The sequence below is a fragment of the Azonexus hydrophilus genome (assembly GCF_001956855.1).
In the GTDB taxonomy this organism is placed as follows: Bacteria; Pseudomonadota; Gammaproteobacteria; order Burkholderiales; family Rhodocyclaceae; genus Azonexus; species Azonexus hydrophilus_A.
The window spans coordinates 95465-118263 of the sequence record NZ_MTHD01000005.1 but is presented as its reverse complement, the minus strand read 5'-3'; the positions used below and the strand labels follow the sequence as shown (position 1 = coordinate 118263).

Annotated in this window: 19 protein-coding genes; 15 read left to right on the top strand and 4 right to left on the bottom strand. The window is 64.2% G+C overall.

Going from position 1 to position 22799, the window contains the following annotated elements; all coding sequences use genetic code 11:
• The first annotated feature begins 1 nt into the window (after position 1).
• The 7 genes from BJN45_RS14075 (at position 2) to BJN45_RS14045 (ending at position 5686) form a co-directional block, all read left to right on the top strand.
• Positions 2 to 349 (top strand): Na+/H+ antiporter subunit C, encoded by a 348-nt coding sequence (locus BJN45_RS14075; protein ID WP_076096315.1) that lies wholly within the window; start codon positions 2 to 4, stop codon positions 347 to 349.
• Positions 346 to 1968 (top strand): monovalent cation/H+ antiporter subunit D, encoded by a 1623-nt coding sequence (locus BJN45_RS14070; RefSeq protein ID WP_076096313.1) that lies wholly within the window; start codon positions 346 to 348, stop codon positions 1966 to 1968. The genes BJN45_RS14075 and BJN45_RS14070 overlap by 4 nt, the downstream gene beginning before the upstream one ends.
• A complete protein-coding gene (locus BJN45_RS14065) occupies positions 1965 to 2444 on the top strand; it encodes a Na+/H+ antiporter subunit E (RefSeq protein ID WP_076096311.1) in 480 nt (159 codons plus the stop codon). Before BJN45_RS14070 ends, BJN45_RS14065 begins: the two co-directional genes overlap by 4 nt.
• Positions 2441 to 2722, top strand: a complete 282-nt coding sequence (locus tag BJN45_RS14060) for a K+/H+ antiporter subunit F (protein WP_076096309.1) — start codon at positions 2441 to 2443, stop codon at positions 2720 to 2722. Before BJN45_RS14065 ends, BJN45_RS14060 begins: the two co-directional genes overlap by 4 nt.
• The gene (gene mnhG, locus BJN45_RS14055) at positions 2719 to 3057 is read left to right on the top strand and encodes a monovalent cation/H(+) antiporter subunit G (RefSeq protein WP_076096307.1); all 339 of its coding nucleotides are present in this window, start codon (positions 2719 to 2721) and stop codon (positions 3055 to 3057) included. Before BJN45_RS14060 ends, mnhG begins: the two co-directional genes overlap by 4 nt.
• Positions 3054 to 3935: a universal stress protein gene (locus tag BJN45_RS14050; protein ID WP_076096305.1), complete on the top strand. Its 882-nt coding sequence runs from the start codon at positions 3054 to 3056 to the stop codon at positions 3933 to 3935. Before mnhG ends, BJN45_RS14050 begins: the two co-directional genes overlap by 4 nt.
• Before the next feature lie 101 nt (positions 3936 to 4036).
• Positions 4037 to 5686, top strand: coding sequence for a methyl-accepting chemotaxis protein (locus tag BJN45_RS14045; protein WP_076096751.1), 1650 nt, complete (start codon positions 4037 to 4039; stop codon positions 5684 to 5686).
• Between the two features lie 20 nt (positions 5687 to 5706).
• Here the strand turns inward: BJN45_RS14045 and BJN45_RS14040 are convergent, their stop codons facing one another.
• Entirely contained in the window at positions 5707 to 7458 is a 1752-nt protein-coding gene (locus BJN45_RS14040) for a potassium/proton antiporter (protein WP_076096303.1), read from the bottom strand.
• A 168-nt stretch (positions 7459 to 7626) separates the two neighbouring features.
• On the opposite strand from BJN45_RS14040, the gene cysD reads away from it, so the two are divergent.
• The 8 genes from cysD to BJN45_RS14000 all read left to right on the top strand — a co-directional run bounded on the left by cysD (position 7627) and on the right by BJN45_RS14000 (position 20907).
• Positions 7627 to 8556: a sulfate adenylyltransferase subunit CysD gene (gene cysD / locus BJN45_RS14035; protein ID WP_076096301.1), complete on the top strand. Its 930-nt coding sequence runs from the start codon at positions 7627 to 7629 to the stop codon at positions 8554 to 8556.
• Positions 8556 to 9830 (top strand): sulfate adenylyltransferase subunit CysN, encoded by a 1275-nt coding sequence (gene cysN / locus BJN45_RS14030; protein WP_076096299.1) that lies wholly within the window; start codon positions 8556 to 8558, stop codon positions 9828 to 9830. The genes cysD and cysN overlap by 1 nt, the downstream gene beginning before the upstream one ends.
• Positions 9831 to 9983: 153 nt before the next feature.
• Positions 9984 to 10775 (top strand): response regulator, encoded by a 792-nt coding sequence (locus tag BJN45_RS14025; protein ID WP_076096296.1) that lies wholly within the window; start codon positions 9984 to 9986, stop codon positions 10773 to 10775.
• A gap of 25 nt (positions 10776 to 10800) precedes the next feature.
• On the top strand, positions 10801 to 11664 hold the full coding sequence (locus tag BJN45_RS14020) for an HDOD domain-containing protein (protein ID WP_083651313.1): 864 nt from the start codon (positions 10801 to 10803) through the stop codon (positions 11662 to 11664).
• Between the two features lie 100 nt (positions 11665 to 11764).
• Positions 11765 to 12568 carry an ABC transporter substrate-binding protein gene (locus BJN45_RS14015; RefSeq protein ID WP_076096747.1) on the top strand — a complete coding sequence of 268 codons (804 nt, stop codon included), beginning with the start codon at positions 11765 to 11767 and terminating at the stop codon, positions 12566 to 12568.
• Positions 12569 to 12586: 18 nt separating this feature from the next.
• Entirely contained in the window at positions 12587 to 14650 is a 2064-nt protein-coding gene (locus BJN45_RS14010) for an ATP-binding protein (RefSeq protein WP_076096294.1), read from the top strand.
• Between the two features lie 23 nt (positions 14651 to 14673).
• On the top strand, positions 14674 to 20355 hold the full coding sequence (locus tag BJN45_RS14005) for an alpha-2-macroglobulin family protein (protein WP_083651311.1): 5682 nt from the start codon (positions 14674 to 14676) through the stop codon (positions 20353 to 20355).
• Between the two features lie 171 nt (positions 20356 to 20526).
• Positions 20527 to 20907: a hypothetical protein gene (locus BJN45_RS14000; protein ID WP_076096293.1), complete on the top strand. Its 381-nt coding sequence runs from the start codon at positions 20527 to 20529 to the stop codon at positions 20905 to 20907.
• A 52-nt stretch (positions 20908 to 20959) separates the two neighbouring features.
• Here BJN45_RS14000 and BJN45_RS13995 read toward each other — a convergent pair whose 3' ends face one another.
• The 3 genes from BJN45_RS13995 to BJN45_RS13985 all read right to left on the bottom strand — a co-directional run bounded on the left by BJN45_RS13995 (position 20960) and on the right by BJN45_RS13985 (position 22743).
• A complete protein-coding gene (locus BJN45_RS13995) occupies positions 20960 to 21808 on the bottom strand; it encodes an OmpA family protein (RefSeq protein WP_076096743.1) in 849 nt (282 codons plus the stop codon).
• 44 nt (positions 21809 to 21852) lie between these two features.
• On the bottom strand, positions 21853 to 22182 hold the full coding sequence (locus BJN45_RS13990; protein ID WP_240494583.1) for a DUF4398 domain-containing protein: 330 nt from the start codon (positions 22180 to 22182) through the stop codon (positions 21853 to 21855).
• A gap of 177 nt (positions 22183 to 22359) precedes the next feature.
• A complete protein-coding gene (locus tag BJN45_RS13985; protein WP_076096289.1) occupies positions 22360 to 22743 on the bottom strand; it encodes a DUF302 domain-containing protein in 384 nt (127 codons plus the stop codon).
• Positions 22744 to 22799 lie beyond the last annotated feature (56 nt).

The following is a 22799-nucleotide window of genomic DNA, read 5'->3' as shown; positions in this document are numbered from 1 at the left end:
GATGGAAGCGATCTTCGCCCTCGCCGTCGGCATCATGGCCGGCGCCGGCATCTACCTGATCCTTCGCCCGCGCACCTTCCAGGTGATCATCGGCCTGTCGTTGCTGGCCTACGCCGTCAACCTCTTCATCTTCGCCATGGGCCGCCTGCGCCACGGCGCGCCGCCGGTGATCGATCCGCGCCTCGGCAGCGACCCGGCGCTGTACACCGATCCACTGCCGCAGGCGCTGGTGCTGACGGCGATCGTCATCGGCTTCGCGACGACGGCGCTGTTCCTGGTCGTGCTGCTCGCCTCGCGCGGCCTCAACGGCACCGACCACGTCGACGGCCGCGAGCCGGAGGACGAATGAGCGACTGGCTGCAACACCTGCCCATCCTGCCGATCCTGATGCCGATGCTGACCGGCACCCTGCTGCTGCTGTCGAGCGACAGCCGGCACGCGCCGCGCATCGCGCTGTCGCTGCTCGCCGTGCTGTTCCAGCTGGCGGTGGCGCTGGCCCTGCTGGCCCAGGCCGACGGCCAGCTGACCAGCGCCTGGCCGACCTCGATCGGCGTCTATGCGCTGGGCGGCTGGGCGGCGCCCTTCGGCATCGTCCTCGTCGTCGACCGGCTGGCGGCGGCGATGCTGCTGCTCACGGCGATCCTCGGCCTGGCCGCGCTGGTCTATTCGATCGCTCGCTGGGAGAAGGCCGGCGTCCATTACCTGCCGCTCTTCCAGTTCCTGCTGATGGGGCTCAACGGCACCTTCCTGACCGGCGACCTGTTCAACCTTTTCGTCTTCTTCGAAGTCATGCTCGCCGCCTCATACGGGCTGGCGCTGCACGGCTCGGGCGGGCCGCGGGTGCGCGCCGGGCTGCACTATGTTGCGGTCAACCTGCTCGCATCGCTGTTTTTCCTGATCGCCGCGGCGCTGATCTACGGCGTCACCGGCACCCTCAACCTGGCCGAACTGCCGCAGCGCGTCGCCGCGCTGAACATCGGCGACCGCCAGCTGTTCGACGTCGCCGCGGCGATCCTCGGCGTCGTCTTCCTGGTCAAGGCCGGCGCCTGGCCGCTCAACTTCTGGCTGCCCGCTGCCTACGGCAACACCGTGCCGCCGGTCGGTGCGATCTTCGCGATCCTGACCAAGGTCGGCGTCTATGCGCTGCTGCGCATCGGCGTCCTGCTCCAGGAAAGCGGCGTCGCCCCGGCGCCCTTCGGCGGCACCTGGCTGTTCTACTGCGGCCTGATCACGATGGCGATCGGCACCCTCGGCGTGCTCGCCGCGCAGAAGCTCGACCGCCTCGCCGCCTTCCTCGTCGTCGTTTCCTCGGGCACGCTGCTCACCGCCTTCGGCTTCACCGGCACGCTGCTCACCGGCCCGGCGATCTACTACCTGATCAGCTCGGTGCTTGGCAGCGGCGCCTTCTTCATGCTGGTCGAGATGGCCGAGCGCAACCGCCAGCAAGGCGCCGACCTGCTGGCGATCAGCTTCGAGGCCTTCGGCATGGAGAAGCGCCACGATTCCGAGCACCCCGACGAAATGGTCGGCGTCGCCATCCCCGCGGCGATGGCCTTCCTCGGCCTGTCCTTCGTTTCCTGCGTGCTGCTGCTCACCGGCCTGCCGCCGTTCTCCGGCTTCGTCGGCAAGTTCGCCCTGCTCGGCGCCTCGCTGGCCTCGCTGCCGCATGCGCCGCTGCTGCATGTCGGGCTGTTCATCGCCGGCCTGCTGCTGTCCGGGCTGGCGGGCCTGATTGCCTTGTCGCGCCTCGGTATCCGGGTGTTCTGGGACATGCAGCGGCAATCGCCGCACCTGCAATGGCTGGAAGCCGGCCCGGTCGCTGCCCTGCTCGTCGTCTGCCTGTGGCTGGCGCTGCTGCCGGAAGCGGCGATGGCCTATTGCGCCGCCGCCTCGCAATCGCTCTACGACATCGGCGCCTACATCGACTCGGTGGTACCGCAGCCACTGCCCCCGGAGATCCCCCAATGAGCCGCCGCCCGCTGCTCGAAGGCCTGCTGCTGGCGATGTGGCTGATCGTCAACGAATCGCTGGCGCTGCACCACTGGCTGCTCGGCACCGCCTTCGCGCTCGGCATCGCCGCGCTGGTACGGGCGCTGCGCCCGCAGATCGCCCATCCGCGCCGGCTTGGCGTCGCCCTGCGACTGTCTTGGCATGTCCTCTGCGACGTCGTCCGCTCGAACCTGGCGGTCGGCCGCATCATCCTCGGCACCTTGCGCCAGCAGCCGAAGATCGGCTTCCTGCAGATTCCGCTCGAGATGCGCGACCCGCACGGCCTGGCGATGCTGGCGGTGATCATCACGGCAACGCCGGGCACGGTCTGGGCCGGGCACGATCCGGCCGACAACGTGCTCACCCTGCACGTGCTCGACCTGCAGGACGAAGCGGCCTGGCTGCAGACCATCAAGCAACGCTACGAACGCCCCCTGATGGAGATCTTCGAATGAACGCCGTGCTCGACTGGGCGGTCCATTTCGCCCTCGCCTGCTTCGCCGCCGCGATGCTCTGCGCGCTGCTCCGCCTGCTGCGCGGACCGTCGGCGCAGGACCGCATCCTCGCCCTCGACACGCTCTACATCAACGGCATGCTGTCGATCCTGATGCTCGGCATCGGGCTCGGCTCGGCGATCTACTTCGACATCGCGCTGCTGGTCGCGCTGTTCGGTTTCGTCGGCTCGGCAGCGATGGCCAAGTTCCTGCTGCGCGGCGAGGTGATCGAGCCATGAGCGGCGCCGAACTCTCCCCGTGGATCGCCCTGCCGGCCGCCGCGCTGCTGATCGCCGGCGGCCTGCTGTCGCTGGTCGGCGCGCTTGGCCTGCTCCGCTTCAACCATTTCTTCGCCCGCATCCACGCGCCGACCATGGGCAACACGCTGGGCGCCGGCTGCGTGCTGATCGCCTCGATGCTGACCTCGTCGGCGGTGGCCGGCCGACCGGTGATCCACGAACTGCTGATCACCGTCTTCCTGCTGCTCACCTCGCCGGTGACGACGATGCTGCTGATGCGCGCCGCCGTCTTCCGCAGCGAAAGCGGCCGCGACCAACCAGGAGATACACCATGAAACGTCTGCTCACCGCTACCGATTTTTCAGCACCCTCACGCCATGCAGTGGATCGCGCCTACCGGCTGGCTGCCGAACGCGAGTGGCCTCTGCACCTGGTCCACGCCATCGCTCCCGGCATGTTTGACGAGTTGCAGTCGATGCTCGGCGGAGACACGCCATCGCTCAATGATGCTGCAATCACCGATGCCCGCACCCGCATGGCGGCCCTGAACGGCGATCCGAAACATGCCCGCGGCGTGGTGGCAGATTGCGAGGTGCTGCAAGGCAAACCCATCGACAGCATCGCCCGTCACGCCGATGAAATCGATGCCGGATTACTGGTCCTCGGCGCCCGAGGTGAAGGTTTCCTGCGCCAGTTGACGCTGGGTTCCACCGCCTCGCGCCTGCTGCGCAAGACCCGGCACCCGATGCTGGTGGTCAAGCAGGCGCCGCACGAAAGCTATCGGCGCGCACTGGTCACCATCGATTTCTCCCCCGCCTCGGTGGCTGCGCTGCACCTGGTCCGTCAAGTGGCCCCGGATGCCGCGCTGATCCTGCTGCACGCCGTGGAAATCCCGTTCGAGGGAAAAATGCAGTACGCCAATGTCGACCCGGGCATCATCCAGCAATACCGTATCCAGGCCCAACTGGAGGGCATGCGCAAGCTGCGCGACCTGGCCCGCCGGGAAGCCCTGCCCGATGCCGACACGCAACTGCTGGCCCTGCACGGCGACGCTCCGCGGCTGATCCTCGAACAGGAACAGGAGCAGGACTGCGACCTGATCGTCGTCGGCAAACGCGGCGTCAACATGCTGGAAGAACTGCTGCTCGGCAGCACCACAAAACATGTGCTGATGGAGTCGCAGGGCGACGTGCTGGTCAGCAGCGATCATTGAGGCGCAACAAACAATTATCATAATTTGTATTTCTGACAGAGTTTATATACAGTGGATTGACGCCGTTCACCCAGCCAGATCAAGTCAACAGGAGTCTCAACATGCATCTTCAAATCCAGCAGAAACTCCTGATTCTGGTTGCCGTCGCCGTCTTTTCCCTGATCGGCGTCGGTCTGTTTTCACTTGGGCAGGCAGCCAAACTGCACCAGGAACTGAACCAGTCGATCGAGCGCAGCAGTGCCATGATCAAGGCCATCGACGGCGCCCGCAGCGCCCAGGTCAGTTTCAAGATCATGGTTCAGGAATGGAAGAACACCCTGCTGCGCGGCAAGGACGTGGAAGCCTTCGACAAACATGTGAAGAGCTTCGACAGCGAAGGCAAGCAAGTCAGTGAGCAACTTGGAAAGGTTGGTCAGATCGCTGCCACGCTGGGTGTCGCAGACCGTCTCAAAATCGCCGATGTCATTGCAACCTTCGAGCAACTCGGACCAAAATACCACGAGGCACTCAAGCAGTACGACCGGGCCAGTGCCGATCCGGCAAGCACCGTGGACAAGCTGGTTCGCGGCATCGACCGGGCCCCGACCAAGGTCATTGACGACTTGGTGGGCGAAATGCAGAAAATTTCATCGGAACTGCAGACCGACGACAGTCGCCGCTCGGCCGAGGTATACGGCTCGGTCAAGCTTGGCCTGTCGGCATTCGCAGCTGCTGCCATCGTCGTTCTGCTGATCCTCGCGGTGGTATTCATCCGCTCGATCACCGGCCCGCTGGCCGGCCTCGAAACAACCATGACCTACATTGCCGGCAGCGGCGACCTGACCCGGCGCGCGGCCATCGTTAACCGGGATGAAATCGGGCGCATGTCCACGGCTTTCAACACCATGATGGAGCGTCTGGAAAACCTGATCAGGGAGATCAATGCTGCCAGCGCCCAGGTTGCGGAAGCTTCGGAACAACTGGCGCATACATCGCATTCGCTGGCCGAGGTTTCGGATCACCAGTCGAACGCGGTGAACGGCAGTGCGGCCGCGGTGGAAGAACTGACGGTTGCCATCAGTTCAGTCTCCGAAACCGCCCGCGACGTCAATCTGCAGGCAGAGGAAAGTGTCGAACGGACAGCGCAGGGATCGCAGAAGGTCTCCCACCTGGTTGGTGAAATCCATCACATCCAGGAAAACATCGGCGAAATATCGCGCACGGTTGCCGAATTCGTACGCAGCACCCAGGCGATTACCGGCATGACCCGGGAAGTTCGCGACATTGCCGACCAGACCAACCTGCTTGCCCTGAATGCGGCCATCGAAGCGGCCCGTGCCGGCGAAGCCGGACGCGGATTTGCCGTGGTTGCCGACGAAGTACGCAAGCTGGCAGAAAAATCCGGCAAATCCGCCGTCGAGATCGATCAGGTGACCCGTTCGATCATGTCGCAGTCAGCGGCGGTGCAATCCGCCATCGAAGCCGGAGAACAGTCGATACTTGCCAGCAACGAACTGGCTGGCGAGGTCGAATGCGTGCTGCAAAGTTCGGCCGATGGCGTCGAGCGCTCGCGTCAGGGCATCATGGAAATCAACGACTCGGTCGCCGAACAGAAAATCGCCTCGACCGAAATCGCCCAGAGCATGGAACGGATTTCCAACATGGTTGAAGAAAACAACGCGTCCACGCAGAGCATTCGTCAATCCACCAGCGACCTGCACCGATTGTCGGAAAAACTGACCGGCATCGTCGCCGGCTTCAAGGTTGGCTGACAAAAGGGAAAGCCCTCGCCTCAGCGCTTGTCAGGCGCGATGCCGACCAGCGGACATTTCAGCCCGACGCTGCCGATCCGGCCGGCCGCCCCCATTTCCCGGACAACAAGCACGAAGCCGCCGATCTGCACCCGATCGCCAACAACCGCCGGCCGGCCAAGCCGGGCGACCAGCACCTCGGCGAGCGGAAGAGTGACTTCGCCGGGCAACAGCGTAAAGCCGTAGGCAGTTGCCAGATCGCCGGCCAGACAATCCGGTGCAACAACGAACTCGCCGAAGAAACGGGTATTGCGACCGAGATCCAGCGTAGCACCGCCAAAAATGCGCGCCAGCGGTTCCGCCGCCGATTCGGGCGCGATGAACCAGGCTGAATCACCGGGACGCAGGCGCAGATCGGCCTTCATCTCCAGCAGCTTGCCACTACGCACCAGCGCAATGCAGCGGACTTCGGCATGGATGAACTCACTGGCCAGATCGTCCGGATGCCGGCCTTCGGCAGCCGATCCGGCAGTCACTCGATACTCGAACATTGGCAGCGCCGCTTCCTCGCCAACCCAGACTTCGCGCCGGTCTCGCGGTTCATCGGTCGGCGGCAGCTCGACCTTGAGCAAGCGCGCTGCGGCGGGAATGGTTGCGCCCTGCACCAGCAAGGACAGCAGGACCACGGAAAAAGCCACGTCGAACAGCAATTGCGAATTCGGCACACCCATCACCACCGGGAAGATCGCCAAGACGACCGGCACCGCACCGCGCAACCCGACCCAGCTGACGAAGGCGACTTCGTTGCGCGTGTAGCGGAAAGGCCACAAACCGATGGCAACGGCGACCGGCCGCGCCACCAGCATCAGGAAGAGCGCCATGGCCAGGGCCTCCCAGGTGTATTCGGCGAGGTGCGACGGCGTTACCAGCAGGCCGAGGACAACGAACATGCCAGCCTGGGCCAGCCAGGCGAGGCCGTCCATCACCCGCAACACGTGCTCGGTGGCGTGGCTGCGCCGATTGCCAACGACGATACCCGCCACATAAACCGCCAGAAAGCCGCTACCGTCGAGCAAGTTCGCTGCCCCGAAAACAAGCAGACCGCCAGACAGGATCAGCAAGGCGTAGAGCCCCTCCGCCAGATTCATTCGCCGCAGCAACTGCGCCATGACCCAACCGCCGGCGAAGCCGAAAGCCAGCCCCAGCCCGGCCTGCTTGAGCAGCAGCCAGGCAAAGCCACCGGCGCTGGCGCGCTCGGGAAAAAGCAGGATTTCAACCATCACCGTGACCAGCAGGATGGCCATCGGATCGTTGGCGCCGGACTCGATTTCCAGCGTGCTCTTGACCCGCTCGTTGAGCCGCACACCGCTGTTGCGCAACAGCGCGAACACGGCCGCCGCATCGGTCGAGCCGACGATGGCAGCGAGCAGCAGACCGAGCCGCCAATCCACATCCAGTGCCCAGGTGGCAAACACACCGAGCAACGCGGCCGTGCCGATGACCCCCCAGGTCGCCAGTACGGCGGCCGGTTTCAGCGCAACGCGAAAATTTTCGGTGCGTGTACGCAAGCCGCCATCGAGCAGGATCACCGCCAGCGCCAGTTGGCCGATCAAGTTGGCGGTGAAGAAATCGCTGAACATGATGCCGCCCGGCCCCTCTTCGCCAGCAAGCATGCCGACAATCAGGAAGAGCAGCAGCAGGGGCAGTCCCAGGCGCGCGGAAACGGTGCTGGCCAGGACGCTGATGAAGAGCAGCAGGCCCGCCAGCAGGAAGAGTGTGCTGATCGTGGTCATGCCTCGAATCTATCACAGCATGGTGATAGGCCGCATTCTGCTGCGGTCGACTGACATTTTATTCAAAAAACGAATAACAAGATGCACTCATGTTCTTAATTGAATATTAAGCACTTGCTACAATGCGCTCCATTCGAAACATTCGACCATCCCTGCGGATCACCTGCAATGACCCAACGCTCCACGCTCTCCCATCTCGACTGGCTCGAAGCCGAAGCCATCCACATCATGCGCGAAGTCGCCGGCCAGTGCGCCAACCCGGTGCTGCTGTTCTCCGGCGGCAAGGACTCGATCTGCATGTTGCGCATCGCCGAAAAAGCCTTCCGCCCGGGCAAGTTCCCCTTCCCGCTGATGCATATCGATACCGGCCACAATTACCGGGAAGTCGTCGCCTTCCGCGACAAGCGCGCCGCCGAACTGGGCGAGCGCCTGATCGTCCGCTCCGTTGAAGACTCGATGAAGCGCGGCACGGTCGTCCTCAAGCATGAAGGCGAATCGCGCAACAAGCACCAGTCGGTGACGCTGCTCGAAGCCATCGAGGAATTCGGCTTCGACGCCTGCATCGGCGGCGCCCGCCGCGACGAGGAAAAAGCCCGCGCCAAGGAACGCATCTTCAGTTTCCGCGACGAATTCGGCCAGTGGGACCCGAAGAACCAGCGTCCGGAACTGTGGAGCCTGTACAACGCCCGCAGCCACAAAGGTGAGAATATCCGCGCCTTCCCGATCTCGAACTGGACGGAAATGGACGTTTGGCAATACATCGAGCGCGAAAAGCTCGAACTGCCGAGCATCTACTTCGCCCACAAACGTCCGGTGGTACTGCGCCAGGGCTCCATCGTGCCGGTCAATGTACCGCTGATGAACGGCGAACTGACCAACCTGCCCAAGGCCGGCGAGGAAATCATCGACCTGCAGGTGCGCTTCCGCACCGTCGGCGACATCTCCTGCACGGCGCCGGTCGAGTCGGATGCCGACAACGTCGAGAAGATCGTTTTCGAAACCGCCACCACCACCATTACCGAACGCGGCGCCACGCGTCTGGATGACCAGACCAGCGAAGCCTCCATGGAACAACGCAAGAAAGAAGGGTATTTCTGATGTCCGCCCGCGAACAATTCGAAGATCACGGCCTGCTCCGCTTCCTCACCTGCGGCAGCGTCGATGACGGCAAGAGCACGCTGATTGGCCGCCTGCTGTTCGACACCAAGACCATCCTCGCCGACACCCTGTCGGCCATCGCCAAAACCTCCGAAAAGCGCGGCATGGGCGCGGTTGACTTGTCGCTACTCACCGACGGCCTGCAGGCCGAGCGCGAACAGGGCATCACCATCGACGTCGCCTACCGCTATTTCTCCACCGGCACGCGCAAGTACATCATCGCCGACGCCCCGGGCCACGAGCAGTACACGCGCAACATGGTCACCGCCGCGTCCACTGCCAACCTCGCCATCATCCTGATCGATGCGCGCAAGGGCATCCTCACGCAGACCCGCCGCCACTCCAAGCTGGCATCGCTGGTCGGCATTCCGCACCTGCTGGTGGCGGTCAACAAGATGGACCTGGTGGATTACTCGCAAGCCACCTACGAAAAGATCAAGGCCGACTACCTCGAATTCGCCGGCAAGCTGGGCATCGAGGACGTCCGCTTCATCCCGCTGTCGGCGCTCAATGGCGACATGATCGTCGACCGTGGCGACAAGCTGAACTGGTACGACGGCCCGACCTTGCTCGACATCCTGGAAGAAACACCGGCCGCCCACACCGAGCACACCGAGAAATTCCGCTTTCCGGTCCAATACGTGTGTCGACCGCAAGATTCCGCCAACCCGGACCTGCACGACTACCGCGGCTTCATGGGCCGCGTCGAGGCCGGCACGTTGAAGGTCGGCGACGCCGTCACCGTTTTGCCCTCCGGCCTGACGTCGACCGTAAAAGCCATCCAGATCGGCGGCGTCGATATCCCGGAAGCCATCACCGAACAATCCGTGACCATCCTGCTCGCCGACGAAATCGACACCTCGCGCGGCGACATGATCGTCAAATCCAGCGAAGTCCCGGCCGCCGTCAAGCAGATCGAAGCCACTGTCTGCTGGCTCGCCGAAACCCCGATGGACCGCAACCGCACCTACCTGATCCGCCACACCACGCGCGACTCGAAAGCCAAGCTGGCGGCCATCGACCATCGACTCGACGTGAACACGCTGGAAAAGGTCGCGGCGGAAAAGCTGGCGATGAACGACATCGCCCAGGTGACGTTCAAACTCGCCCAGCCGCTGTTCGCCGACCCTTACCTGGAAAACCGGGGAACCGGGGCCTTCATCATCATTGATGAGAGCAACAACAATACGGTTGGGGCGGGGATGATTCTCTGAGGCCTGTCCTGCCACACAGACGACAATGCCCCCGAAATGGGGCATTGTCGTTTTTGCCTGTCTGCGCCGGGCATTTCGCGGTTAACATAGGCGCTGACTGCAAGCTCGAATGCAGCTGAATGCCCATAAACCATAAGCCCCCGCAAAACATTCATGAAAGTTCTGATCGTCGAAGACAACGCCTCCATGCGCACCCTGCTTGCCACACTACTCGGCACCCAAGGTTACGTCGTGGTCGGCGCCCAGGAAAACGGGGACGGCATACAGGAGGCGATACGCAAGCTTTCGCCGACCACCGTCTGCCTCGATTACCAGTTGCCGGGACGTGATGGCCTGGAAATCCTGAAGGAAATCAACGGCGCCTTTCCTGAAATCGACGTGGTTTTCATGACCGGCTCGGAAGATGCCGATATCGAGAAACGGGCTGCCGATGCCGGTGCATCCGGCTTCCTGCGCAAACCCTTCGGACAAAAACAGGTGCTCGACGAACTGCGCCAGGTCAGTGAGGTCAGGCAGCAGGCAACACGTGCGGACCAGCCCAGCCAGTCCGCCCCTCCGCCACGCCAGACTGGCGCCCGCCCCCGGCCGACCGCCATCATTGTCGACGACAACAGCTCAATCCGCCTGTTGCTCAAAGGGGTGCTGAGCGAACTGGGGATGAACATCGTCGCCCAGGCCGCCAATGGCGAGGAAGCCATCCGCGCGGCGAAGGCACACCAGCCGAGTGTGCTTTTTCTGGACGTCAACATGCCGATCATGTCCGGGCTCGATGCCCTGCCGAGAATCCGTGAGATCAGCCCGAATACTGCGGTGGTCATGGTCACCGGCGATACCTCGCGGACACTGGTCCAGCAGGCAGCCGGTCTCGGTGCCAGCGGCTACATCGTCAAGCCGGTACGACCAGCCTATGTCGAGAGTTTCCTGAAGAAGTTGTTCAACCGATGAGCCAAGATCGCGGAGGGCTGCGCTGATGACCCTGATGATCGATTTTCCCTTCCCCGGTGCCAACGCCTGGGTCGAGCACTTCAAGGAGGTCGAGTTGCCGATCCTGCGGCTGACCGCGACCCGGCTGGCGGAATTGCGCGACAACGCGGAGACGATCAACACCCGGGCACTGGCCAACATCGTCGAACACGACCCGCTGATGACGCTGCGCGTTTTCCGCTACATGAAGGAAAACCGCTCACAGCGCCAGAATGCCGAGATCACGACGATCGAACGTTCGCTGGTGATGATCGGCACAATGAAGTTCTTCGACAGCTGCCAGGAACTGCCGATCATCGAGCATCAGTTGAAGGGCCACCCCAAGGCCATGCTCGGGCTGCTCAAGGTCATTGCCCGTTCCCGCCACGCCTCGACCTGGGCGCGCGACTGGGCATTGCTGCGGCAGAACACCCGCTACGAGGAAATCTCGCTGGCGGCACTGCTCCACGACTTTGTCGAAATCCTGATGTACTGCTTTGCCCCGGCGCTGGCGACACGCGCCCGCGAGCGCCTGAACGCCAATCCCGGATTGCGCACCCGCGCAGTCCAGGAAGAGGTATTCGGCGCCCCGCTGTCCGAAATCATGAACGAACTGGTCGAGCAGTGGGGGCTGCCGGAACTGCTGCTGTCACTGCTCAATCCGGCCGACGCCGAGTCGCTGAACGTGAAAAACGTCAACCTGGCGGTCAATCTTGCCCGGCATTCGGCCAATGGCTGGCACGATGCGGCCCTGCCCGATGATTTTCGGGCCATCGAGGAAATGCTGCATATCGGCCACAGCAACCTGCTCGAACGCCTCGGTGCTCCGGAAGAAATGATCCAGGCTGCCCGACAGGCAGAAGCGGAATAAGCCGGAAAGGCGCAGCCCGACGCCGAGCTGGCCGGCTCAGCATGACGCGGGACTAATTAGCAGTTACACTCGGTGCAATCATTTGCCGGACTCCATGTGCATGCACCGACTGTTGCGCCTTGCCCCCCTGCTGCTGGCGAGCCTGATCGCCATCTTCGCTGCGCCGCTGCAGGCGTTTGCCGCCGACCGTCTGGAACGCATTGCTGCCGACGGTACCCTGCGGGTCTGCATCTGGCCGGATTATTACGGCATTTCCTTTCGCAACCCGAAGACCGGACAGCTCTCCGGCATCGATGTCGACAATGCGCGCAATCTGGCCAGGCAGTTGGGCGTGCGTACCCAATTCGTCGACAGTTCCTTCGCCACGCTGATCGATGACATCGAGGCCGACCGCTGCGACATCGCCATGTTCGCCATCGGCATCACGCCAGCCCGCGAGGCGCATCTGCGCTTCACCCGCCCCTATCTGGCCAGCGACATCTACGCGATCACCACGCGCACCAATCCACGCATCAACGACTGGGAAGACATCGACAAACCCGGCATCGCGGTTGCCGTGGCCAAGGGCACCCTGCACGAACCCGTGATGAAGGAAAAGCTGCAACAGGCAGAACTGCGCGTCCTGGAAACCCCGCATGCACGTGAATACGAAGTCCAGAGCGGCCGTGCCGACGTTTTCATGACGGATTTTCCCTACAGCCGCCGCATGCTCGACAACAGCGACTGGGCCCGCCTCGTCTCGCCCCCCTCGCTTTATCACAGCACACGCTACGCCTGGGCGATGGCACCGGGAGACGACGCCTTCTTCCAGTATGTCGAGCGTTTTCTCGCCGCCATGAAGCGGGACGGCCGCCTGATGACCAATGCCGTCCGCCACCGCCTCGAACCGATCGTTTTCCGCTGATCAAACGAAACACCGGCCATGCCGACCATCCATCGCCGCAGTGCCCTGTTCATCGCCCTGATCGTGTTGATCACGGGCTGGCTGGCGGCCTACAGCTTCACGCTCTGGCAACTGCGCGATGCAGCGCTGAAAACCGGTCTGAATGAAGCCGCCACACATGCGCGGAATTTCGAGAAGCATCTGACGCAAACGCTGGAAATAATCGAACTCGTCGCTCTGGGACTGGCGCCGGGCCAGAGCGGTGCGCCGATCGACGAGCGCTTCACCGCCCAGATGAACGATGCCTTGCGCAAGGCTCCGTACCTGCGCTCGCTGTCGCTGACCGATGCCCAGGGGACGGTGCTGTTCAGTTCGAGCCCGGGCAATGTCGGCACCGAACTGACGATGCATGGCTTCTTTCCCGATCTTTCCGCCAGTTCGTCGATGATCCATATCGGCGCGCTCTGGCAGGGTCGCGACCTCGTCGATGGCGCGGCAAAGACCAGTGTGCCGACGGCAAGCAACAAACAGCCATCCTTCATCCCGGTCTTGCGGCGCATTGGTGGCAACAGCACCCCGTACTGGGTTGTCGCGGCGATCAATCCGGAATATTTCACGCTCCATTTTTCACAACTGCTGCCGGCAGGCGACGGGCATGTCCAGATCCTGCGCCTCGACGGCCTGCTGCTGCTTTCCTCGCGTGCCGGCGAGCAGCCCGGCCAGAGCAATGCCGCCGGCCGCGTGCACGAGTGGCTGATCCATCACGATGCTGGCCAGTTGGCGCAAACCCTGCCCGATGGCGCCAAGGTGCTCACCGCCTATCGCGGCTCCAGCCGTTTTCCGGCACTGGTTGCCGTACACATGGACCAGGAAGCCATCCTCGGACGGTGGCGCAGCGAAGCCCGGCGTCTGGCGCTGGTCGTTTTTCCGATTCTTTTCGCGTTGACCGCAGCTGCCATCCTGGTCTGGCGACGTCAGCAGCGCCTGGAACAAAAGGAACGCGAACTCTCCGAACAACGCCGGCTGGCCGCCAGCGTCTTCGAGGCGACCAACAACGCGGTCTTCCTGACCACGCCGGACGGCGACATTCTGGCCGCCAACCCGGCTTTTGAACGCATTTCCGGCTACAGCACCGCCGAGGTCATCGGCCGCAATCCCCGACTGCTCGCCTCCGGCCTGCACGATCAGGCCTATTACCAGAAAATGTGGCAAAGCGTTCTCACCAGCGGCCACTGGGACGGTGAAATCATCAACAAACGCAAGGATGGCCGGCTGTACACCGGTCTCCTGAACATCAACGCAGTACTCGACGACAACGGTCGGCTGACGCACTACGTCGGCGTCACCGCAGACATCACCGAACGCAAGCTGCACGAAGCGGAACTGCTCGCCGCCAAAGAAAATGCCGAAGCCGCCTCTCTGGCCAAGACAACCTTCCTCGCCACCATGAGCCACGAGTTGCGCACGCCGATGAACGGCGTGCTGGGCATGACCGATGTCCTGCTGCGCTCGACGCTCGACGAAAAACAGCAGCGCCAGATGAATATCGTGCGCAACTCGGCAACCTCCTTGCTGACCATCCTCGACCAGATTCTCGATTACTCGAAAATCGAATCGCACAGTCTGGTACTCGACCACGTGCCCTTCGATCCGGCCACGCTGATCCACGATCTTGCCGCGCTGTTCACCCCGGCGGCCGATGCCAAATCGCTGAAAATCCGGACGACGCTGGCGCCCGACCTGCCTGCCCAATTGATCGGAGATCCGGTCCGCCTGCGCCAGGCCCTGACCAGCCTGGTCAGCAATGCCGTCAAGTTCACCCGCGAGGGCGAGATCCTGATCAGTGCCTGGCATCAGCTGCCAGACATGCTGTGGATATCGGTCAGCGACACCGGCATCGGCATCGCACCGGAGAAACAGCAGCAGATCTTCGCCGCCTTCACCCAGGCCGACGGATCGCACGCCCGTGAATTCGGCGGCACCGGCCTGGGCCTGGCAATCAGCCGCCGACTGGCCGAAGCCATGGGTGGCAGCCTGCAAGTTGACAGCGAGCCAGGAAAAGGCAGCCACTTCACCCTGAACATCCGCGCCAGCCAGGCCTGAGCGTCACCTCCCGAAAGCCCGCCATGAGAATTTCCCGCCTGCTGCCCATCGCCGCCCTGTTCTTCGTCACCCAGTCCTTCGTCACCGGCGCCCACGCCGCCAGCGTCCGTCAGTTCCAGCCACAAGGCCCGGTCGGCAGCCTGTCCCAGGTCAGTGCACGTTTCAGCAGCGACATCGTCGCGCTCGGCGCCGCCGACGCACCGACACCGTTTGCCATCGACTGCGCCGGCATCAGCGGCGAAGGTCGCTGGCAGGACACGCAAACCTGGACCTGGCGCCCGAGCCGCTCGCTGCAGCCGGGCGAGCGCTGCATTTTTACGGTCAACGGCGGGTTGACCGCAAAAAACGGCGAAGCCATCAGCGGCAAGCAGCGTTTCGAATTCACCGGCGCCGCACCGCGCCCCTGGCGCATCCGGCCGAGTGCCGGCGCGCTGATCGAGGAAGACCAGGCCTTCGTCATCGACGGCGGCGGCCCGCTCGACCCGGCGTCGCTGGCGAACCACCTTTGGTGCGAAGCCGACGGCGTCGGCCAGCGCATCCCGGCACGGCCGGTGGCCGCTGCGGTGCGCCAGGAAGTCATCGGTCAGACCGACATGCCTGGCCATGCCATCGTCGTCGCCTGCAGCGAAAACCTGCCGGCCGGGCGCAAGATGAAACTGGTCTGGGGCAAAGGCATCAAGGCACACAACGGCACGCCGGCCGACAAGGAACAGGCCTTCGTCTACAGCGTGCGTGAGCCTTTCACCGCCAGCCTGTCGTGCGAACGCGAAAAGGCCGGCGCGCCGTGTTCGCCGCTGTCGGCAATCCGGCTGAACTTCAGTGCTGCGGTCGACGTGAAGTTTTTCGACAAAATCCGCCTGTCGACCGCAGCAGGCGCACGCCCGCCGCAGCCGCTGGACCGCGAGAATCCGCAGGCGGTATTCGACAGCATCAGCTTCCCCGGCCCGCTGCCGCAACACGCCGAACTGAAACTCGAACTGCCGGCTGGACTGAAGGATGAAGCCGGCCGCGTGCTGAGCAATGGCGCCAAGTTCCCGCTTGCCTTCCGCACCGGCGCGCTGCCGCCGCTGGCAAAGTTCCCCGGCGACTTCGGCATCGTCGAACTGAAGGAAGGCGGGCTGTTGCCGGTGACGCTGCGCAACGTCGAAGCCAGCCTGAAGACCGCCGGCCTGGCGCTGCCCGGCAGCCACCGCTTCAGCGACCAGCGGCTGACCGACGACGCCGACGTGATCGCGGCAATGCGCACGCTGGCAAAGTTCGAGCAACAGAGCAACAAATACAAGGTCATCGTCGACGGCAAGCCCGAGGAACGCTACGACCCTTACTACGCCCGCGAACTGTCCTTCCTCGCCAAACGCCCCGGCGTCACCCGCCAGGAACTGCCCAAGCCCGGCGGCAGCACCGAATTCGAGGTGATCGGCATCCCGCTGACCAAGCCCGGCTACCACATCGTCGAGATCGAGAGCCGGCTGCTCGGCAACGCGCTGCTGGCAACGCCCAAGCCGATGTACGTGCGCAGCGCCGCGCTGGTCACCAACCTCGCCGTACATCTGAAGATCGGCCAGGACAACGCGTTGGTCTGGGTCACCGCGCTCGATTCCGGCAAGCCGGTGGCCGACGCTGAGGTCCGCGTGTCGACCTGCGCCGGCAAGCAACTGTGGCAGGGCAAGACCGACGCGCTCGGCCGGGCGAAGATTGATCAGGCGCTCGACAATCCGTACTGCGACGGCGACCGTTTCCTGTTCGCCAGCGCCCGCAGCGGCGGCGATTTCAGCTTCGTGCGCTCGGACTGGAACGAAGGCATCGAGCCGTGGCGCTTCGGCGTCTATAGCTGGGGCGACAACAGTCCGCTGCGCATCCACGGCGTTCTTGACCGCAGCCTGTTCCGCCCCGGCCAGACGCTGTCGGTCAAGCACCTGGCGCGCAGCCGCGACAGCGGGGGCTTCTCGCTGCCGGCGGTGGACAAGTTGCCGAACAAACTGGTCCTGCGCCACAACGAGAGTGGCACCGAATTCACCCAGCCGATCACCTGGGACGCCCAGGCAAGCGCGGTCAACGCCTGGAAAGTGCCGGAGTCGGCCAAGCTCGGCACCTGGCAGATCGTCCTCCAGGGCGGCGCCGACGGCGAGATCTACAGCAGCGAATTCCGCGTCGCCGACTTCCGCCTGCCGGTGTTCACCGGCAGCGTCCAGGGCGTGCCGACGCGGCAGATCGCAGTCAGCAAGGTACCGCTGGCGCTCGGCCTGTCCTTCCTCAACGGAGGTGCAGCGAAGAACGCCGAGGTTGAAGTCTCGGCGACGCTACGCCCGCGCTGGGTGCACCACGCGCGCTACGGCGATTACCGCTTCAACGTCGGCTTCGACGACGAAGCACGCGCAGCTTTCGCGGTCGACGGCGAGCAGAACGAGGAAACGCTGGTCCTCGACAAGCAGCAACTCAAGCTCGACGCCAGCGGTGCCGGTCGTCTCGAAGTGCCGTTGCCGGCGAAGCCAAGCGGCCCGGCCGAGCTCTACGCCGAAATGAGTTTCGCCGACCCGAATGGCGAAATCCAGACCATCCGCGGCCTGGTCGACCTGCGCCCGGCGGCGCTGGAAATCGGCGTCAAGGTCGCCGACTGGGCCAGCGGCGGCAGCAGCAACCGGCTGCAGGCGGTGGTGCTCGACAATACCGGCAAACCGGTGGCCGGGCAGGCGGTCAAGGTCACCGCCAAGCGCCGCATCGACAGCAGCCACCGGCGGCGCATCGTCGGCGGCTTCTACGCCTACGAGAACACCCAGGACTACCGCGACCTCGGCGAGGTCTGCGCTGGCCAGACCGACAGCCGTGGCCTGCTGCTGTGCGAGCTCACCGTCGCCGATCCCGGCGCCATCTACCTGCTCGCCGAGACCCGCGACGTCAAGGGCAACGTCGCCCGCGCCGGCACCAGCTATTGGGTTTCCGGTGGCGGTGACCTGTGGTTCGCCGCCGGCAATCAGGACCGCATCGACGTGATTCCGGAGAAGAAGGCCTGGGCCGCCGGCGAAACCGCCCGCTTCCAGGTGCGCACGCCGTTCCGCGAAGCCACCGCGCTGATTTCGGTCGAAGCCGGCGGCATCCTCGAAAGCTTCGTCCAGCCGCTGTCGCGCTTCAAGCCGACGGTGGAAGTGCCGGTGCGCGGCGAATGGGGGCCGAACGCCTTCATCTCGGTGCTGGTCGTCCGTGGCCGGGTCGAGCCGCTGAAGTGGTACAGCCTGTTCCAGTGGGGCTGGCGCGAGCCGCTGGCCTGGTTCCGCGCCTGGTGGAACCCGGACCAGCCGACGGCCATGGTCGACCTGGCCAAGCCTTCGTACCGCATCGGCCTCGCCGAGATCGCCGTCGGCACCGAAGCCTTCCAGCTCAAGGTCGACGTCAGCAGCGACAGAGCCGACTACAAGCCGCGCGAGCAGGCAACGGTGAAAATCCGCGTCAGCACGCCCGACGGCAAGCCGCTGCCGGCCGGCAGCGAGGTCGCCTTCGCCGCCGTCGACCAGGCGCTGCTCGAACTGCGCCCGAACGACACCTGGAACCTGCTCGAAGCGATGCTGCCGACACGTGGCTATGCGGTCGAAACCGCGACCGCGCAAGGCATGGTCATCGGCAAGCGCCACTTCGGCAAGAAGGCGCTGCCGCCGGGCGGCGGTGGTGGCAAGGCACCGGCGCGCGAACTGTTCGACACGCTGCTGCTGTGGCAGCCCAAGGTGGTGCTCGATGCCGGCGGCAACGCGACCATCCGCGTACCGATCAACGACTCGCTCAGCGAGTTCAAGCTGGTCGCCATCGCCAGCGCCGGCAGCGCATTGTTCGGCACCGGCAGCGCGACGATCAGGACCAAACAGGATCTCCAGATCATCTCCGGCCTGCCGCCGCTGGTCCGCGAGGGCGACCGCTACACGGCGACACTGACGCTGCGCAACGGCACCGCCCAGGCGATGAATCTCACGGTCGACGGCAAGAGCGGGGCAAAAACGCTGGCTGCGCAGAAACTGACGCTGGCACCGGAAAGCGCCGGCGAACTGCGCTGGCCGATGCAGGCTGGAGAAGGCATCAGCGCGGAAACCTGGGAATTCGCCGCCCGCGAAGATGGCGGCAAGGCCAGCGACACGCTGCGCATCACCCAGCAGGTGGCGCCTGCCGTGCCGGTCACCGTCCAGCACGCCAGCTTCCTGCGTGTCGACGGCGACACCCGCCTGCCGGTAACGCAACCGACCGGCGCGCTGCCCGACAAGGGCGGCCTCGAGGTCGCGCTGTCGCCCAAGCTGGCGACACCGCCGCCCGGCCTGCTGCGCTTCTTCGCCGATTACCCCTACGCCTGCCTGGAACAGAAAACCTCGGTCGCGGTCGGCCTGCACGACCCGGCGCGCTGGCAGCAGATCGCCGACACCCTGCCCGGCTACCTCGACAACAACGGCCTGGCCGCCTACTTCCCCGGCCTGAGCGGCAGCCCGACGCTGACCGCCTACCTGCTCGACGTGGTCACGCTGGCCGGCTTCACGCTGCCAGAAGACAGCCGCCGGCGCATGCTGCAGGGCCTGAACGCCTTCGTCGACGGGCGCCTGAAGCGCGACGAATGGGCGCCCGGCTTTGCCGGCGACGTGCGCCTGCACCGCCGGCTCAACGCCATGCAGGCGCTGGTCCGCCAGGGCGAGAAGCCGCAGCGCGCGGCAGCAGCGCTCGACATCGACCCGCTGTTGCTGCCAACCGCGGCGCTGATCGACTGGACGCTGGTGCTCAAGGCGCTGCCCGAGCTGCCGCAGCGCGACGCCAGATACGCCGCCGCCCGCCAGGAACTGCGCAACCGCCTCGGCTACGCCGGCAGCCGGCTGGTCTTCGCCAATGAGCGTGCCGACTACGGCTGGTGGATGATGGCCAGCGCCGACGCCAACGCTTTCCGCCTGATCGAGGCGATGTTCGACGACGCCGACTGGCAGGCCGACCTGCCGCGCCTGCTGCAGGGCGCGCTCGAACGCCAGCAGCGCGGCCGCTGGCTGACGACCACGGCCAACGCCTGGGCGCGAGTGACGCTCGACCGCTTCGCGCAGAAGTTCGAGCGCGAGGCGGTGACCGGCGTCACCAAGGCAACGCTGGCCCCGGCCAGCGCCGAATTCGACTGGAAGACCGCCGACGGTAAGCCACTCGCGCTGCCCTGGCCGGCCAAACCCGGCAAGGACGACGCGCTGTCGCTCAGCCACGCCGGCAGCGGCAAGCCCTGGGCCAACGCCCAGGTGTTGGCGGCGATCCCCGACGGCCCACCGCGTTACGCCGGTTACCGCATCAACCGGCAACTGACACCGCTGCAACAGAAGACGCCGGGCAAGTTCAGCCGTGGCGACCTGTGGCGGGTGACGCTGAGCATCGACGCCGAGCACGACATGAGCTGGGTGGCGATCAGCGACCCGATCCCGGCTGGCGCGCGCATCCTCGGCGACGGCGACGGCCGCGACTCGGCCATCGCCACGCAGGGCGAAAGCGACGCCCGCGAAGGCCGCTGGCCCAGCTTCATTGAACGCAGTTTCAGCGCCTGGCGTGGCTACTACGAAGTGCTGCCGCGCGGCCGCACGCAGATCGCCTACACCGTGCGCCTGAACAACGCTGGCGACTTCGCCATGCCGCCGACGCGGGTCGAGGCGATGTACGCGCCGGATGTCTACGGAGAATTGCCGAACCAGCGGATGACAGTCGCCGATTGAAATCCTTGTGTCATATGTCATTGTCAACTACCATGGCGCCAGTTCTGCTGTTGCCCGGTGATCGGCGCGCGCCTTCCATTCGATCGGCGCATGTGCCGCCAGACAACACCTCATCGGGGCAACGGCAGATTCCAATCACGCACGCACGGGCGTGCGGACGCCGGAGTCACAATGAAAGAAAACATCCATGTTCGCCAGATTCCTGGCGAAAAAAAGCGCCGCTGGTTTCATTCCCGGGAATTCGACCTGATCGTCTGGCTGGAAGATGACGAAACCCCAGCCGGTTTCGAGCTCTGCTACGACAAGCCACGCCAGCAACGCTCCCTGCGCTGGCTGCCGCAGAGCGGCTTTTCCCATACGACGGTAGACGACGGTGAGGGACGCCCGCTCAGGCACAAGGGCTCGCCGATCCTGCAACAGGAAGCGCGTGTCGATGTGGCAGGACTGCATGCCGCCTTCGCCGGGGAATCCGCCCTGTTGCCCAGGGAAATTGCCGATTACGTCTTGCGCACACTGGCACAACACCCACATTACGAAATGACGCCCTGCTGACAGGGCATCAGCAGGGCGTCATCCATCGCGACACGCGGATCGCAGTTTTCCTTCAGCGCGGCTTGACCCTGCCACCATCTTCGGAAAGCACGATTTCGACACGCCGGTTCAACTGGCGGTCAGTCGTCGTGGCATTCGAAGCCACCGGATATTCCTGGCCATAACCACGCGTCTCGATGCGTTTGCGGGCGATGCCATGATCGATCAGGCTACGTGCAACGGCACCGGCTCGACGCTCGGACAATCGCTGGTTATGGCGAATACCGCCGGTGCTGTCTGTGACCCCCTCGATCAGCACGCTGCGCGCAGGGTGCTGCAGAAGGAATTGCGACAATTTCCGGATCGTGACCATACCTTGCTCGTTCAACTGGTGCTGGTCGGTTGCGAACAGCACATCGCCAAGGGTGATGACCATTCCGCGCTCGGTCTTCTTCGCTGCCAGATCGGCCAGTTGCGCCTCCAGCCTGGCAACCCGGACGTTGGCTTCGGCCGTGTCACGGCGCGCCGCATCGGCTGTCAGATGTGCGCGATCCGCTTCGTTGGTGCGTTGCGCCAGGCGCATTTCATCGCGCATTTTTCCCGACTTGGCAACATCGCTTTCGGCGGCCTTGCGCTTGCCTACTTCCTGGGCAAGCGCAACTTTCTGCCGGGCCAGATAGGCCAGTTGATCGACGCGCTCCGCACTGTCGCGATTGGCAGCGGCAGTATCGGCAAGCGCCAGCGCCTCACCGGCCTGTTTCAATTCCAGCGTTGCATGACTGCCGACATCAGCATTATTTTGCGCCGCCCGATACTCGACATGCGTCTGGTCCAGCAGGCTGGTCGTTCGCGGCATGGACGTACAGGCGCCAAGCAGGGCGGCAATTGCCAGCATGGCTGGCATGACAATACGATTTTTCATGGATTTTTCCTTCATGACTTCTGGCACAAAAAGTGTGCTGCGGCTTAATTGCGGATGCGTTGCAGTTCTTCATCAAGAACCCGGATATCGGATTCGAGCGCGGTGGCTGCCGCCTGGGCCTTGGCTGAATTGGCCTTGCCTTGCGCCAGCCTGGCATCGGCTCGGGCTTCGTTGGCCAGTTGGGAAGCCAGCTGGTAATCCTTGTCAGCCAGCGCCTTGTTGGCCAGCGCGAGCTTTTCCCGGGCCAGACGCATCTCGACCGGAGCGTATTCCGCGCCATCGGCACCAGCTGCGTTATCCACAGCGGCCTTCGATACCGCGACATCGGCAGTAGCCGGCGTTTTCAGGCTGCTGCAGCCATAAGCGCCAAACATGGTGGCTGCGCATAACATCGTTAGCGCAACCCATGGTCTGAAATTCAGGTTCATTGTTCTTCTCCGTTAAGCCCTGTCCCGAAATGGACAGGCAGCGATGCTGCTGGACGGAGTTATAGAACAGGTGACGAAGACAATCGGTGCGACACCGCACCTAAGGGCATCGAGTCGAAAAAGCTAGCGCGCTTCGTCGACGATCTGCACCATTTTTTCTTCCATCTCGGCCGCCAGACGGGCCAGTACCGGGTCGCTCCCGGGCGGGGCCAGCAGGGTCTCGGGACGCAACAACGCCAGACGGGTGACACCGTTCTCGGTAAAAACCGAAATCCGCCAGGGCAACAGCGCCGAAAGTCGCAGCCCGCAGGCCAGCAAGCGTTCCAGATGGCGGTAGTTGGCAATATCGAACACCATGCATTCCTCGTCGATACCGATCTCGCGGCGATAGAGGATTTCCGCCAAATCGTGACGATGCAGAACGACGAAACCGAGGCGCTGAACCACCGGCTCCAGATCGAAGACGACTTCCTGGAACGACTTGCTGCTTTCGACGACGTAGAACACGGGCGCTTCCTTGCTGGGGGATCGCCGCGCAATTTAACGGATTGCGGCCGTCCGCG